General features: G+C 61.1%; 12 protein-coding genes. All 12 read left to right on the top strand.

Going from position 1 to position 14,640, the window contains the following annotated elements; genetic code table 11:
• The first annotated feature begins 138 nt into the window (after window positions 1-138).
• The 12 genes from ABIE18_RS07960 (at window position 139) to ABIE18_RS07905 (ending at window position 14,618) form a co-directional block, all read left to right on the top strand.
• On the top strand, window positions 139-1,818 hold the full coding sequence (locus tag ABIE18_RS07960; protein ID WP_499722143.1) for a sugar transferase: 1,680 nt from the start codon (window positions 139-141) through the stop codon (window positions 1,816-1,818).
• A gap of 103 nt (window positions 1,819-1,921) precedes the next feature.
• The gene (locus ABIE18_RS07955) at window positions 1,922-3,031 is read left to right on the top strand and encodes a Gfo/Idh/MocA family protein (RefSeq protein ID WP_499722141.1); all 1,110 of its coding nucleotides are present in this window, start codon (window positions 1,922-1,924) and stop codon (window positions 3,029-3,031) included.
• A complete protein-coding gene (locus ABIE18_RS07950; protein ID WP_499722140.1) occupies window positions 3,028-4,047 on the top strand; it encodes an NAD-dependent epimerase/dehydratase family protein in 1,020 nt (339 codons plus the stop codon). The genes ABIE18_RS07955 and ABIE18_RS07950 overlap by 4 nt, the downstream gene beginning before the upstream one ends.
• Complete coding sequence (locus tag ABIE18_RS07945) at window positions 4,044-5,210, top strand: DegT/DnrJ/EryC1/StrS family aminotransferase (protein WP_499722138.1); 1,167 nt, start codon at window positions 4,044-4,046, stop codon at window positions 5,208-5,210. The genes ABIE18_RS07950 and ABIE18_RS07945 overlap by 4 nt, the downstream gene beginning before the upstream one ends.
• Window positions 5,207-5,869 carry an acetyltransferase gene (locus tag ABIE18_RS07940; protein ID WP_224090344.1) on the top strand — a complete coding sequence of 221 codons (663 nt, stop codon included), beginning with the start codon at window positions 5,207-5,209 and terminating at the stop codon, window positions 5,867-5,869. The genes ABIE18_RS07945 and ABIE18_RS07940 overlap by 4 nt, the downstream gene beginning before the upstream one ends.
• Window positions 5,866-7,329, top strand: coding sequence for an oligosaccharide flippase family protein (locus ABIE18_RS07935; RefSeq protein WP_499722135.1), 1,464 nt, complete (start codon window positions 5,866-5,868; stop codon window positions 7,327-7,329). The genes ABIE18_RS07940 and ABIE18_RS07935 overlap by 4 nt, the downstream gene beginning before the upstream one ends.
• Window positions 7,326-8,591, top strand: a complete 1,266-nt coding sequence (locus ABIE18_RS07930; RefSeq protein ID WP_499722134.1) for a glycosyltransferase family 4 protein — start codon at window positions 7,326-7,328, stop codon at window positions 8,589-8,591. Before ABIE18_RS07935 ends, ABIE18_RS07930 begins: the two co-directional genes overlap by 4 nt.
• Window positions 8,591-10,654, top strand: a complete 2,064-nt coding sequence (locus ABIE18_RS07925; protein WP_499722132.1) for a glycosyltransferase — start codon at window positions 8,591-8,593, stop codon at window positions 10,652-10,654. Before ABIE18_RS07930 ends, ABIE18_RS07925 begins: the two co-directional genes overlap by 1 nt.
• The gene (locus ABIE18_RS07920; RefSeq protein WP_499722131.1) at window positions 10,651-11,382 is read left to right on the top strand and encodes a hypothetical protein; all 732 of its coding nucleotides are present in this window, start codon (window positions 10,651-10,653) and stop codon (window positions 11,380-11,382) included. Before ABIE18_RS07925 ends, ABIE18_RS07920 begins: the two co-directional genes overlap by 4 nt.
• Window positions 11,383-11,384: 2 nt before the next feature.
• Complete coding sequence (locus tag ABIE18_RS07915) at window positions 11,385-12,050, top strand: YveK family protein (RefSeq protein WP_499722130.1); 666 nt, start codon at window positions 11,385-11,387, stop codon at window positions 12,048-12,050.
• Window positions 12,051-12,052: 2 nt separating this feature from the next.
• Complete coding sequence (locus ABIE18_RS07910) at window positions 12,053-13,477, top strand: O-antigen ligase family protein (RefSeq protein ID WP_499722129.1); 1,425 nt, start codon at window positions 12,053-12,055, stop codon at window positions 13,475-13,477.
• Window positions 13,461-14,618: a glycosyltransferase family 4 protein gene (locus ABIE18_RS07905; protein ID WP_499722128.1), complete on the top strand. Its 1,158-nt coding sequence runs from the start codon at window positions 13,461-13,463 to the stop codon at window positions 14,616-14,618. The genes ABIE18_RS07910 and ABIE18_RS07905 overlap by 17 nt, the downstream gene beginning before the upstream one ends.
• Window positions 14,619-14,640: the final 22 nt, after the last annotated feature.

Genomic DNA, 14,640 nt, shown 5'->3' with positions numbered 1-14,640 from the left:
GCCTCATCCGGCTAGGTACTCGCACGTAGGAGCCATGGGTAAAACTGCGCAAACTTGAGTACCGACTACTGGTGCGCCTCCTGACAGCCGCCGCTTCACTGGGATGTAGGCAACGGCAGGTCTGCGAAGAAGGCTGACATGGTAAAAGTTCCAGTCTTGCGTTCGGGCAAGGTGGCAGCACCACAAGGTGCGCACGACTTTTCCTTGGGCGCGGCGTTCACAGCGAAACCGGCTGTTGTCGATGTCAATCCGCCGGTGTCTCCCTGGATTGACAAGTCCGTTGCTGCACAACGGGCTGAAAAGGCGGGACTGGCGGCGTTGAGGGCAGATGTCACCCTGGACCTCAAGCCGCCAGTCACCCACCGCAGCTCCCGCCGCACCTCCGCCCTGGCCCGCCGATACGGCTGGACACGGCTGCTCACCAACAGCCTTCGATTGGCAGATACCGCCCTTGTAGCGGCAGCAGTCACGTCAGGTTTCCTTCTGAACACTGACGGTCTTGCCGTTGCGGCAGGCGGCGCGGGACATGAGCGGCACCTCATGCTCGGTTTCATACTTGGCATTGCCTGGCTGGGCGCACTGGAGGTCTACCGGACACGGGATCCGAAAGTACTCGGGGTTGGACCCGAAGAATACAAGCGTGTCTTCTCCGCGAGCCTGCGCGTTTTTGGCTTCCTGGGGCTCGTGGCAGTCGTCTTCCGACTGGAGTCCGCAAGCTCATTCGTCCTGGTGTCCCTGCCCGTGGGCTTGGTGTCCCTGACAGGCAGCCGGTGGATGTTCCGCCGCTGGCTGACGCGCGAAAAGTCACGCGGCCGCTGCCTCTCCCGCGCCATTGTGGTGGGGGAGCCACAGGACGTCAGATACGTCATCAAGCAAATCAACCGGAAGTCCGGTGCCGCGTACAACATCCTGGGGGCATGCCTTCCAGGGGCTCGGCGTGGCGCCGTCCTGGTGGTGGATAACGTACGGGTTCCCGTCTTGTCATCGATTTACGGCATTGCCCATACTGTGCGTCAGACGGGCGCCAACGCGGTGATCGTTGCCGGTCCGGTCCCCGGGGGCAACCAGTTCATCCAGGAGTTGGGCTGGCGCTTGGAAGAAGATTCCGCCGAACTGGTCCTGGCGGCAACGTTGACCAATGTGGCCGGCCCGCGCATCCACTGGCGCCCCGTTGAGGGCCTGCCCTTGATGCACGTGGATATTCCGCATTACTCCGGCGGCAAACACACGCTCAAGCGACTCATGGACATTGTGGTCTCGGCTGCTGCTTTGCTTTGCCTGGCGCCCCTGCTGGCTGTTTTGGCGCTGATAGTCAGGTTTGACAGTCCGGGTCCCGTGCTTTTCCGGCAGGAACGGATTGGCAGGCGAGGAACCACCTTCCAGATGCTGAAGTTCCGTTCCATGGTGGTTGATGCCGAAGCGCGGCTGGAAGAACTCAGCGGAAAGGACCAGGGCGCGGGTGTTCTCTTCAAAATGCGTGACGATCCCCGCATCACCAAGTGCGGCCGTTGGATGCGCAAGTACTCCTTGGACGAGCTACCCCAGTTCTGGAATGTGCTGGCAGGGAACATGAGCCTGGTGGGCCCCCGTCCGCCGCTTCTTCGCGAAGTCAGTGGTTACGAACGGCATACCCACCGCCGGCTGCTCATCAAACCCGGAATTACTGGCTTGTGGCAGATCAATGGACGATCGGACCTCCCCTGGGATGAAGCCGTCCGGCTGGACCTCTACTACGTCGAAAACTGGTCGATAGCGGGCGATCTGATGATCATGTGGCGGACCTTCAGGGCCATGATCCAGCCCTCGGGTGCCTACTGATGGGCCGGCGTGAACTTACTGGCTGACCCGGGGCACGCCAAGCGGAACAACAAGCATTACCTGAGAAAGAACCGAGCTATCCAACACAGAATCCGAGTGGAAAATGAGCATAGGAACTATTCCATCAGGCCACCTTAACGGCCACGGGATGACCCCGAAGTTACGGATCGCCGTGGTCGGAGCGGGATATTGGGGCCCGAACCTCGCCAGGAACCTCAAAGCCAGCCCGGATTGGGAACTGGTGGCAATTTGCGATCTTGACGTGGAGCGCGGACTTCGGCTGGCCGAAACGGTAGGCGGCGTCGCCGTCGTCGAGTCCTTGGACGAACTTCTGGACACGTACAACCTGGACGCCGTCGCTGTGGCGACCCCGGCGCACACGCATCACGGAGTAGTGATGACTGCATTGCGTGCCGGCATGCACGTACTCGTCGAGAAGCCACTCGCGGACAGCCGTGTCAAGGGCCTGGAAATGGTGGAGGAAGCCAAGGCCCGCGGCCTCGTCCTCATGGCAGACCATACCTATTGTTTTACTCCCGCGGTTTTGAAGATCCAGGAGCTCGTATCAAGTGGGGCATTGGGCGACATCTTGTACGTCGACTCCGTGCGCATCAACCTCGGACTTGTCCAACCGGACGTCAATGTGTTCTGGGATCTTGCACCCCACGATCTGTCGATCCTGGATTTCGTCCTCCCGGGAGGCCTGCACCCCACCGAGATCTCCGCCCACGGCGCAGATCCGCTGGGAACGGGCCGCGACTGTGTAGGCCACTTGACCTTCGGCCTGCCAAACGACGCCATGGTCCATATCCACGTGAACTGGCTCAGTCCCACCAAAATCCGCCAGATGATCATTGGCGGCTCAAAGAGGACGCTCGTCTGGGACGACCTGAACCCGCAACAACGCCTCAGCGTCTACGATCGCGGCGTCAGCCTGGAACAGCAGCCACGGTCTGCGGCGGACAAAAAGAACTCGGCCATTTCTTATCGCCTGGGCGACACCTGGTCACCAGCGCTGCAGGAACGCGAACCCTTGGGCCAGGTGGTCGCCGAGCTGGCCGGATCCATCCGGAACCACACGATACCGCGCACCAGCGGCGAATCCGGGCTCAGGGTCCTCTCCGTACTGGAAGCCGTCACCCAAAGCCTTGGAACAGACGGCCAGTCAACCATCGTTGCCGGCAACGAGGTCGCTCTCCAGGTCGCACAGTGAAGAAGCTGCTCGGCGCCAACGTCCTGGTCACCGGAGGCGCCGGAACCATCGGATCCACCCTGGTAGATCAACTGCTCGACGCCGGTGCGGCGCACGTGGACGTCCTGGACAACCTCGTCAGGGGGCGCCGGGCCAACCTCAACGATGCCTTGGCTACCGGACTCGTACAGCTGGTGGAAGGTGACCTGAGGGATCGGGACCTTGTCCACGACCTCACCAGAGGCAAGGATCTGGTTTTCCATCAGGCTGCAATCCGTATCACCCAATGCGCCGAGGAGCCACGGTTGGCGCTTGAGGTCCTGGTGGATGGAACCTTCAACGTGTTCGAAGCCGCCGTTGAGCACAACGTGGAAAAGGTCATCGCGGCGTCGAGTGCCTCCGTCTACGGAATGGCAGAAGAATTCCCCACCACCGAGAGACACCACCACCACAACAACGACACCTTTTATGGGGCCGCGAAATCTTTCAACGAGGGAATGGCCAGGAGCTTCCGGGCCATGTCCGGCCTGGAGTACGTCCTCCTGAGGTACTTCAACGTGTACGGACCCCGCATGGACGTCCACGGCCTCTATACAGAGGTACTTGTCCGTTGGATGGAGCGGATAGTCGATGGCCTTCCGCCCCTGATCTTCGGCAGCGGCCACCAGACAATGGACTTCATCCACACCGCCGATGTCGCAAGGGCCAACATTCTCGCAGCCGCCAGCGACGTCCGGGAGGGCGTGTACAACGTGGCCAGCGGCACGGAAACCAGCCTGGCCGAACTCGCGCAAACACTGCTACGGGTCATGCAGTCCCCACTGCACCTTGACCACGGACCTGAACGGGCAGTCAACGGCGTTGCCCGCCGCCTCGCAGACGTCACCGCCGCCAAGCGGGACCTCGGTTTTGAAGCCGCAATAGAACTGGAAGATGGACTCCGCTCACTCGTCACATGGTGGCGTCCGCTCCGTGAAGAAATCGCAGCCTCCCGGCAGCTTGCCCGGCCGGAAGCACCCTCAGTAGGTGCACGATGACCACCTCCGAAACCTCCCTGGCACGCATCGACGTCATGAAACCATGGCTTGGGGAAGAAGAAGCCCAAGCAGTGGCCGAGGTCATCGCTTCCGGTTGGGTGGCCCAAGGCCCCAAAGTCAAGCAGTTCGAGGAAGCCTTCGCCCTGGAGCAACAGGCCTCCTTCGCCGTCGCGGTCTCCAGCTGCACCTCAGCCCTGCACCTGGCACTCGCCGTCGCCGGCGTCGGTCCGGGAGACGACGTCGTCCTTCCCTCCTTCTCCTTCATTGCCACGGCAAACGCCCCCACCTACGTGGGCGCCCGGGCCGTCTTCGCCGACGTCGACGTACTCACAGGTTGTGTCACCGCTGAAACGATTGCCGCCGCCTTGACGCCCGCCACACGGGCCGTCATAGCCGTGGACCAAGGCGGAGTACCCGTGGACCTCGATCCCATCCGGGCCCTGTGCGACCCCCTCGGCATCACCGTGGTGGAAGACGCAGCCTGCGGCATCGGTTCCCGCTACCGCGGCCGCCCAGTAGGAGCCGGCGCTGAACTGGTGGCCTGGTCCTTCCACCCCCGCAAAATCCTCACCACCGGCGAGGGCGGGATGCTCTCCACACCGCGGCAGGACCTCGCAGACCGGTCCCGCCGGCTCCGCGAACACGCAATGAGCGTCTCCGCCGCGGACCGTCATGCCAGCATCCTTGCCCCCGCCGAGGAATACCTCGAAATAGGTTTCAACTACCGCATGACTGACCTGCAGGCCGCCGTCGGGATCGTCCAACTCGGCCGCCTGCACCAAGCAGTACAACGCAGGCGCGAACTGGCCGCCAACTACGCACAGGCCTTCGCTGGTATCGAAGGCCTCCGTTTAGTGGACGACCCCGGATACGGAACCGGAAACTTCCAATCCTGCTGGCTGGAAGTAGGCACGGCTTTCCCCCTGGGAAGAGACGCCCTGATGACCCGCCTTGCAGAGGAGGGAATATCGGCACGACGCGGCATCATGGCCGCACACCGGCAACCTGCCTACGCCGCGACATCCAACGGCGCGGTTTCGCTGGCAGCAACTGAATGGCTGACAGACCACACATTGATCCTGCCTCTCTACCACCAACTCACCCTGGGTGACCAGGTCCGGGTCATCGACTCAGTACTTCGCGCGGCAGGACAGGGAAGATGACCGAGCTCCTCCTCATCGCCGCCAGCGGACTCGCCCGCGAGGTCCTGGCCATGGTCCGCAACACCGGACAATACGACGTCATCGGAATCCTGGACGACGACGAAGACAAACTAGGACGCGTCGTGGACGGCGCCCACGTACTGGGCCCCATCCGCGATGCCCTGACCTTCCCACACGCCATGCTGCTTGTCTGTATTGGATCCGGCCGGGGACGCGAAAGCGTCGTCATGCGCTTACGCACCCTGGGCCTCGCAGAGGACCGCTATGCGACAGCGATCGACTCATCAGTACATCCACCGGAAGGATGCAGAATCGGCCTCGGGAGCATCCTCCTGGCCAACGTCACCATGACAGCCTCCGTCACAGTCGGAAGCCACGTAGTAGCCATGCCCGGCGTCACGCTCACCCACGACGACGTCGTCAGCGACTTCGCCACCCTGGCCGCAGGCGTATCCCTCGGCGGGAACGTCCACATCGGCCGCGCAGCCTACATCGGCATGAACGCCAGCGTCCGCGAGCGCCGCACCGTCGGCGCCGGGGCAACCATCGGCATGGGAGCGGCAGTACTAACCGATGTTCCCGACGAAGAAACATGGGCCGGCGTGCCCGCACGCGTCATCCGCCGCGGCTATTCACCCGAACTGGAGGACGCCCTGTGACCCTCCGCAGCCGTGCTGCAAACCCGCGAACGCCCACTCCAACACGGGCGTTCGTCATCAGCGTCCTGAACGCAGTCGTGACACGCCTGGGAACAATCGCAATCGGCATAGCACTCGCGCGGTTACTGGGGCCCGAGCAGTTCGGAACATACGCTGTGGCCTTTGTAGCGCTGATGGCTGTACTGAGCTTCAACGAACTTGGGGTCAGCCTGGCGATCGTTCGATGGCCAGGGGATCCCAAGGAAATCGCCGCGACCGTGACTACGATTTCAACGGCATGCAGCATTGTTCTCTTCGCAGGCTCCTACATGATGGCGCCATACTTCACAGCAGCCATGGGAAACGAAGCCGCCACCGACGTCGTCAGGGCGCTCGCCTTCTGCATCGTCCTCAATGGGCTGGTGGCTACGCCTGCGGCCGTTCTACAGCGGAACTTCCGCCAGGGCCAACGCATGATCATTGACCAGGTCAACGTTTGGCTTGGGGCAGGCGTCTCCCTGGTTCTCGTCATCATGGGCATGGGTGCCATGAGTCTTGCCGTAGGACGTGTGCTGGCCAGCCTTGTTTCCGCTGTCCTTTTCCTGATCTACTCTCCGTTGCCCTATCGCTTTGGGTTCTCCAGGAAGCTGGCGAAACAGCTGCTGGGGTTCGGTTTGCCCTTGGCGGGCGCGAGCATGGTGGTCTTTGGTGTGGGTTACGTTGACCAACTGGTTGCTGGAAAGATGCTCGGTCCGGTGGTGTTGGGGTTTTATGTGATGGCCACGAATATGGCAGGTTGGCCAGCCAGCTTGTTGTCGCAGCCTCTGCGCAGCGTGGCACCTGCGACATTTGCCAGGCTGCAGGATGCTCCCGCGGAGATGCGTGCAGCCATGCTGTCAATTGTTGCCGTGGTTGCATCAGCCATGCTGCCGGTTTCGGCAGTCCTGACTGCCTGCGCTGTTCCGGTCGTGACGCTGTTGTATGGGGAGGCGTGGGCGCCGGCTGCCGTGGCCCTGGCCTGGCTGGCACCGGTTGCCGTCTTCAGGGTTTTCCACGAACTCATTTATGACTACCTGGTGGTGATAAAGCAGTCGGTTCCCATTCTGAGGGTCCAGTTCTTGTCCCTCCTGGCCTTGATTCCGGCTCTTGTTTTGGGCGCACAACTGGGCGGCCTCCAAGCCTTGGCGGCAGTTCCGCTGTTCATTGCAGTGGCCGTAACTTCGCCACTCTATTTAGGCGCACTCTCCCGGGCAGGCGTTCCCTTAAGGAGCCTTGCGGTCAGCGTCAGCGCGTCCACCGGTATCTCGGTAGCTGCCGGAGTGGCCTGTTTCGTGCTGTCCTCGTCGATTCCTTCGCCCTTCATGGCAGTGGGTGCCAGCCTGTTGGTTGGTCTGCTGGCCATTACGGTCTCGGTGTTCCTCCGGCTGGGAGACATTCAGCAGTTGCGTCGTATGGGTTGGGAAAAGGAGGTTGTCCGGTGAAGATTCTTATCTATCCGCATGACCTTCGAATTGGTGGCAGCCAGGTCAACGCCATTGAGTTGGGAGCCGCTGTCCGGGACCTGGGCCACAGCGTGGTCATTTTTGGGCAGCCCGGAACCCTTACCCGGAAGGTGCGGGAGCTTGATCTGGAGTTCATTCAGGCACCGGCTCCCCGGAAGCGGCCGTCCCCGTCAGTGTGCGCGGCGTTGGGCAAGCTCGCCCGGGGACGCATGCTTGACGTACTCCATGGTTATGAATGGCCACCGGCCCTTGAGTGCTTGATTGCTTCAAGACTGGTACCCGGCTGCAGCAGCATGGCGACTGTCATGTCCATGGCAGTTGCTCCGTTTATCCCCAGGACGATGCCCCTTCTTGTAGGAACTGAACAGATTCTTAAGGCCGAGTCGGCTTTCGGTCGCGAGCGCGTGGGGCTTCTGGAGCCCCCCGTAGATGTCGTCGCGAACAGTCCGTCAGCCGTTGCAGCGCTGGACAAGTTCCGGGAACGGTTTGGACTCATCGACCAGGCCCACGTAGTTGTTTGCGTTTCACGACTTGCCCGGGAGTTGAAGCTTGAGGGCATCTTGTCCTCGATGGACGCCATCGCTGAATTGGCACGGCTGAGGGACGTTCGCCTTGTGATCGTTGGAGACGGGCCAGGGATGAGGGACGCGATTGCCAAGGCTTCCGTTATCAATGACGGGCTGGGACGACGCGTGGTCCTGCTAACGGGGGAGCTTGAGGATCCCAGGCCAGCGTACGCGGCTGCTGATGTTGTCTTGGGGATGGGCGGCTCGGCCTTGCGCGGTCTTTCCTTTGGGAAGCCACTGGTGGTTCAAGGGGAGCGCGGCTTCTGGGAATTGTTGACCCCTGAAACTCTGGACCGTTTCCTCTGGCAGGGATGGTACGGCGTAGGCAGCGGCACGGAATCGGGGCGGGAAAACTTGATTTCCATCCTTGGATTCCTGCTGGACAACGAGCAGGAACGAGCCCAGCTGGGCTCCTTTGGGCACCAACTTGTTCAGGACAGGTTTTCGCTCACTAACGCAGCCCGGGTACAGGTGCAGTTCTACCGGCGTTCACTGGAAGAAAGCACAGGAACATTCTCTTCGTTGAGGGCCGAGGCGGTAGCTGGTGCTCAATATGCCGCCTACGTGGGACGTCGACGCTTTCAGCGCTATTTCGGACACAACGCGGCTGATGACTTCAATGCCAAGCCGGTAGCCTCGATGCCTTCCCTGGCCGTGCGCGGACGGGACAGCTGATGGAAACGATCGTCTACATGTCCGGGACCCGCTGGGACAGCCTTTCGGGTACTGACAAGATGCTGGCCAATACGTTGGCCAGGACACACCATATTCTGTGGGTTGATCACCCGGTTCCACTTACAAGCTACGCGGATGTCCGACGCCACCTCATACGGAGCCTTCGTGGCGTCGGCGAAAATGTGGGGACGAATATCAGCCGCCTGCGGATTCCGGCTCTGCCCGGCGTGAGCAAACCGGTTGTGCGTCGCTCTACGGATGCTCTTGTACGCCGCTGTGTAGATGCCGCCCTGGATCGGACTGCCGGGCGTATTGCCGGCATCGTCAATTCATCGCCGATCATGCTGTTTCCGTCCCGCCGCCCGGAAGGGACGCGGCTCCTGCACCTGACCGATGATTGGTTGGCGGGGACGAATCTCATGGGCTTCACTTCGTCCCATTTGATCCGCGTATTGGAAGAGAACATCCGATCTGCCGATGCTGTTAGCGCAGTCTCTGAGGAACTGGCAGCCAAGATCTCCAGGTTTTCCGGCAGGCCCGTCGAAGTCCTGCCCAACGGCTGCACTCCTGCAACCACTCCATCAGGTTCCCGCCGCAGTCCGGTTGTAGCCCTGGTTGGTCAGCTCAACAACCGGTTGGATCTGGACGCCCTGGAATCCGTAGCTGCAACGGAGGTCCCACTGCTCATCATTGGGCCCCGGGCGGACGGCGATCCAGTTGTCCGCTCCAGGTTGGATGCCTTGTTGTCCAGGCCAAACGTGGATTGGAGGGGGTTGGTGGGCCAGGACGACGTTGCCCGATTGCTGCAAACGGTGTCGGTCGGTATCACTCCTTATGCAGACACAGAGTTCAACCGGTCGAGTTTTCCTTTGAAGACCCTTGAATACCTTGCTGCAGGGCTCCGGGTAGTAGCCACGGACCTGCCGTCGACCCGATGGATCGACTCGCCCGCCATTGCCGCAGCCAGGACACCGGCCGAATTCTCGCAACTCGTTCTCAAGGCCCTGCGTGAGCCGATGACACAGGAACTCCGTGAAGATATTGACGCCACCGTACGGTCGCACAGCTGGGACTCACGGGGCGCCAAAGTCCGGGGACTCCTGGCCACGGGAAAGCAGACCCGGAATTTCAGCGACGGGCACCCGACGCAGCTGTCAGGTCCTGCCGTGCAAGGCCAGCCGGATGACGTGCAGCCAAGGGTAGACCACGCGCTCCTGACCAGGTTCAACCTTCCGTCAAAGGGCTTCGAGAGCCTTGTCAGGGCCAAAGACGGGTGGCTTCACAACCGCGTTGAACTCTTCGAGAGATATTGTCTTCCCTCGGTTCGAGCCCAAACACGCAAAGGTTTTCATTGGATTGTCTACTTCGATCCCGAGTCTCCTGAGTGGTTATTGGAGAGGATTCAGGACCTGAGTGCCGACGGTCTGTTCACTCCGATTTTCCGGGCTGAAGTTTCTGCCGACGAGCTCCTCTCGGACATCGAGGAAGTCACGGGGCGGCGGACACAAAATCTGCTGACCACCAACGTGGATAACGACGACGGTCTGGCAGCTGACTTTGTGGCCCAGGTACAGGACGTCCAGTGCTCGCACTTGCCTTCGGCTATTTATCTCTCCGCCGGCTTGGTTAAAGGCGGTGCCTCGGTCTACTTGAGGCACGATGACCGGAACGCGTTTTGCTCGGTGCGGTCCACGTGGAGTGCTCCGGTGACATGCTGGTCGGCCTGGCATAACCAGCTGGGCGAGATCATGGCCACCGAGGAGGTCGGTGGGCCGCCGGCTTGGCTGCAGGTTGTGCACGGGTCAAACGTCAGTAACAGAATCCGCGGACGACTTGTGGCGGCTGATCCATTTGCAGACAGATTCCCCGGGTTGCTCGACGACGTGGCGACCGTCGAAACGCTGGCGTTGGTGCGCGACGCCCTGGTTGAGGGGCCAGTGCGCCTGCTTCGCGACGGTCTTCGCAGCGCCATCAAAACGGCCACGATCAGGCTCCTCGGCAGAAGTGGAATCGACAGGGTGAAAGTTTTTCTGGGACAGAACAGGCGGGAGATCGGATCATGAAAATTCGAACGATTCTAAGGAGCCTCGGACGAAGGTGGTACTTCCTCGTCCTCGGCCTGATCATGACGCTTGTGTTGTGCCTTCAGGTCCAACAGAACACCCCCGAGAAATTCAAAGCGCAAGCAAGCCTCGTGATGATGCCATCGGCACACAGTGTTGGCGCAGACGGCAATCCGTACCTGAACCTGGGCGGGATGGGGGAGGCGCTGGACATCCTCACGCGCCGGCTCTCGGCTGAGGACATCCGCCACAAGATCGCGGAGGACTTTTCAAACGCAACCTATACGGCTGAAACGGATCGAGGCACCAGCGGAGCCATCCTCCTCATCACAGCCACGTCACCGAACCCGGAAGAATCCTTGGGCACCATGCGGGCCGTCATGGACCAAGCCCCACTGTTGCTGGAAAACATGCAGGGCGCTTTGAACGTTCCGGAGGAGTCGCGGATCTCAACCATGACCCTTCTGGTCGATACCCGGGCCACACCGGAATCAAAGGCAAGGACCCAGATCCTCCTCGTGGCAGCAGCCGGGGGAGTAGGGCTGACCTTGGTGCTTACCGTCCTGTTGGACAGCCTGCTGAAATCACGCAAGGCCCGTCGCCACAGGGAAAAGGATTCCCGGATCCCGGAGGAGACCAAGCATAGTGTGCCGGCTACAGCGCCAGCACTCGAACCAGCGCACGACGACGTCCCGGTCACCTTGCCAGTCTCACACAGGCCCTCGTAGCCATGACGCCCAAGACACTGCTCCAGGTCCTGCGAAGGAGGTGGTACGCCGCCGTCGCTGTTCTGTTGATTGGCTTCGCAGGGCTGGGGGCGATCCGGTCCCTGGATCCTGTCTATTGGACGCAGGCAGAGGTCTCGTTCGTTGCACCCACGGGCGAACCTGCCTACTGGGTTCCAGGAGGCGATGTGGCGGCGCTCGTGCCTTTTGCCGCTTTGGTGGAGAAACGCGTCAACGACGACTCCGGTTCAGTGAATTTGGTCCTGTCCCGAGGGACCCTCTACGGAGCAGGTGTGAAGCAAGGATATTCCGTAACGTTGCCCAATACCGGAGGCCAGTGGACCAAGAGCTTTTCCAGGCCGGTGCTGGCGGTTCAGGTGGTGGACTCGAGCGCGGAGCGGGTGAACGAAGTACTGTCCGTGGTCATTAAGAGGATCCAGGAGGAATCCACGTCGCTGCAGAAGGAAACCGACGTTCATGGCGCAGTGATAACCACGGTGACCACGCCGTCAAGTCCGGAGATCATCTTCGGCGGGGGGACGCCCACGGACCGCCTCAAGGGTGCCAGCGCCTGGCTCGCCCTCGCTTGCGCGGCCGCCATGGCCACGGCCGCCACTGTTGAACGCCAGATTGCCCGGCGCACTGGGGTACGTCGAGGGGCAGGTCAGTAGATATGCGGGACACACCAGATGGTTGGGACCCGCGTGAAGTAAGCATGGCCCGGATGGGGATGCAGCGCGAGCGCTCGGATGTCGCCACATTCGTCACGATATATCTGGTGGTCACGTGTGCCGTGCCTTCCAACCTGACGATTTCCGCCTTGGGCACCGTAGGACGGTTGACTACCTTGTGGGCCCTTTTGGCACTCGTATGGTGGGTGCTGTACCAGGTGCACAGGACCAAGCCGGAGGCTGTGGGGCGCCGCCCCGTCCGTCTCGCCCTGGCCCTCTTTTTAGCTATTGCGGTAGCAAGTTACGCGGTGGCGATGCTCCACGGCCTGCCCGAAAAGGAATCCAGTCCTGCAGATGGTGGACTCATTCGTTTGCTTGCCTGGGCCGGGATTCTCCTCTTGATCCACGATGGCCTCAAGGATCGACGTGGACTGGTTACCATCATGCGAAGTGTCGTCATGATGGGAACATTCACCGCAGTCCTTGGACTTCTCCAGTTTGCTACCGGAGCGTCCCTCATCGACTGGATCACCATCCCGGGTATGTCATCGAGCCCGGACTTCTCCAACATTGACGTCAGGGGCGGATTTGTCCGGGCCGCCGCCATGGCGTCCCACCCGCTTGAGTACGGAGTTGTACTTTCGACCTCATTTCCCATCGCTTTGACCTTGGCACTGACACAGACCACCAGGAACTGGCTGCTGCGGTGGCTACCGGTCATCGCTATCGCCGTTGCTTCCGTCTTGTCCGTCTCCCGTTCCGCATTGATCGCGGTCGCCATCGCCTTCGTTATCCTCATCCCTGCATGGTCCAAGTCAATGCGGCGTCGGGCCTATCTGGCATCAATAGTCCTCGTGGGAGCCATCTATGTCGTCACTCCTGGACTGCTTGGCACGCTTCGAGGACTGTTCACGGTCGGGGGCGACGACACAAGCATTACTTCCAGGACCAATGGATACTCCACGGCCTTGGGCATGTTGGAAAACAATCCCCTCATTGGGCGGGCGTTCGGAACGTTCCTGCCCGAGTACATCATCGTCGACAACCAGTATTTGGGACTGCTTGTGGAACTGGGGGTTCTTGGACTGGCCCTGTTCCTGGCCCTCATCGTCAGTGGGCTAACGTGCGCTTGGCGCGCGCGGCACCTGGCAGTGGACAACGACATGCGTCAATTGAGCCAGGCAGTCCTTGCGTCCCTGGCAGCCGTAGCTGTCACTTTTGCTTTCTTCGACGGGCTCTCATTTCCCATGGCCGCCGCGATGTTGTTCCTCATGCTTGGACTCGCAGGGGCCTTGTGGCGCATCGTGCAGGACGAACGGGGAGGCCTGCTTGCGGGGAGGCTGCATGCGCTGCCCGCCGGAAAGACTGCTGTATTTGGATTACTGCGCCCGCATCGAGACGGAGTTGATGATGGTTCGAACAGATGAGGTCTTCCGCGGAGATGCGCCGAGAATCCTCCTCGTCAAGACCAGGGGACGCTCGACCGTGGAGCGGGCGGAACGGCAGCGCCTGGAGTCCTCCGGCGCAGAGCCGCGCAGTCTCCTGTTTGAAAAAACCCTGAACTGCGACGTCCTCGATGAAAACACCGTTCAACACACAGCAGGCCTCCGGGCACACGTCTACAAGCGCCTACCGGCCTTTGCCGCCCAAGCCTTCGAAGCCGCACGGCTCAGCAGCTCCTACGATGTCATTATTACGTGGTCTGAACGGCATTCAGTTGCCGTTGCGGCAGTATTCGCCATCCTCCGGATCAGGACTCCGCATTTAGCCATGATGTTCTGGCTTTCAAAACCCGCAGTTCAGTGGCCTCTCAGGCTTTTCCGGACCGGTATAGACAGAATCGTGACATGGAGCTCCATCCAGCAGACCGTGGCGGTTGAAAAGATTGGGTTTAAGCCCGCCGACGTAGTCCTCGTTCGCCATCCCGTGGACTTGGAATTCTTCAAGCCAGTCGATACCGAGCGTGGGATCATCTTCTCGGCAGGCTCCACCCAACGGGACTTTCCGACCTTCGCAGACGCAGTCCGGGGATTGGACGTGCCCGTTCATATAGCCGCATCCCTGGTGGTTGCCCTTGACGGATACAAAATCATCACCCGGGACGTTCGTGATGAACCGGGCTGGCCAGAGAACTGCCAGGTCCGGCCACTGACGTCCATTGAACTGCGAGACGCGTATGCCGCCGCCAAGGTGGTGGTTGTTCCGCTGTTACCCACCGACATTGACGCAGGCGTGAACGTCATCCTGGAGGGCATGGCCATGGGAAGACCTGTCATTGTCTCTGAAACCCAAGGCCAGGTGGACGTTATCCGTGACGGCGACACCGGAGTATTCGTGCCAGCAAAAGATTCCCGGGCCCTCAGGAGCCGCATAGAGTCTTTCCTGGCCGACCCGGAAGCTGCCGAAGAAATGGGGCGTCGTGGTCGCGCCTACGTGGAGCAAAACCACCGTTTGGAAGACTTCATAGATCATGTCAGGAGCAATGTGCTCGAGTTGTCGGCGCGGCCAAGCCGAAGAAGCTTTTGGTCCCGGAGAAGCGGCGTACCGCTAGGGTCCGCCCAGCACTAGCCCCGGCTGCAAGACAATCCCA

The organism is Arthrobacter sp. 2762, from assembly GCF_040548745.1.
Taxonomy (GTDB): Bacteria; Actinomycetota; Actinomycetes; order Actinomycetales; family Micrococcaceae; genus Arthrobacter.
Note: the sequence above shows the minus strand (reverse complement) of the source record. Positions and strands in the feature narration are given on the sequence as shown.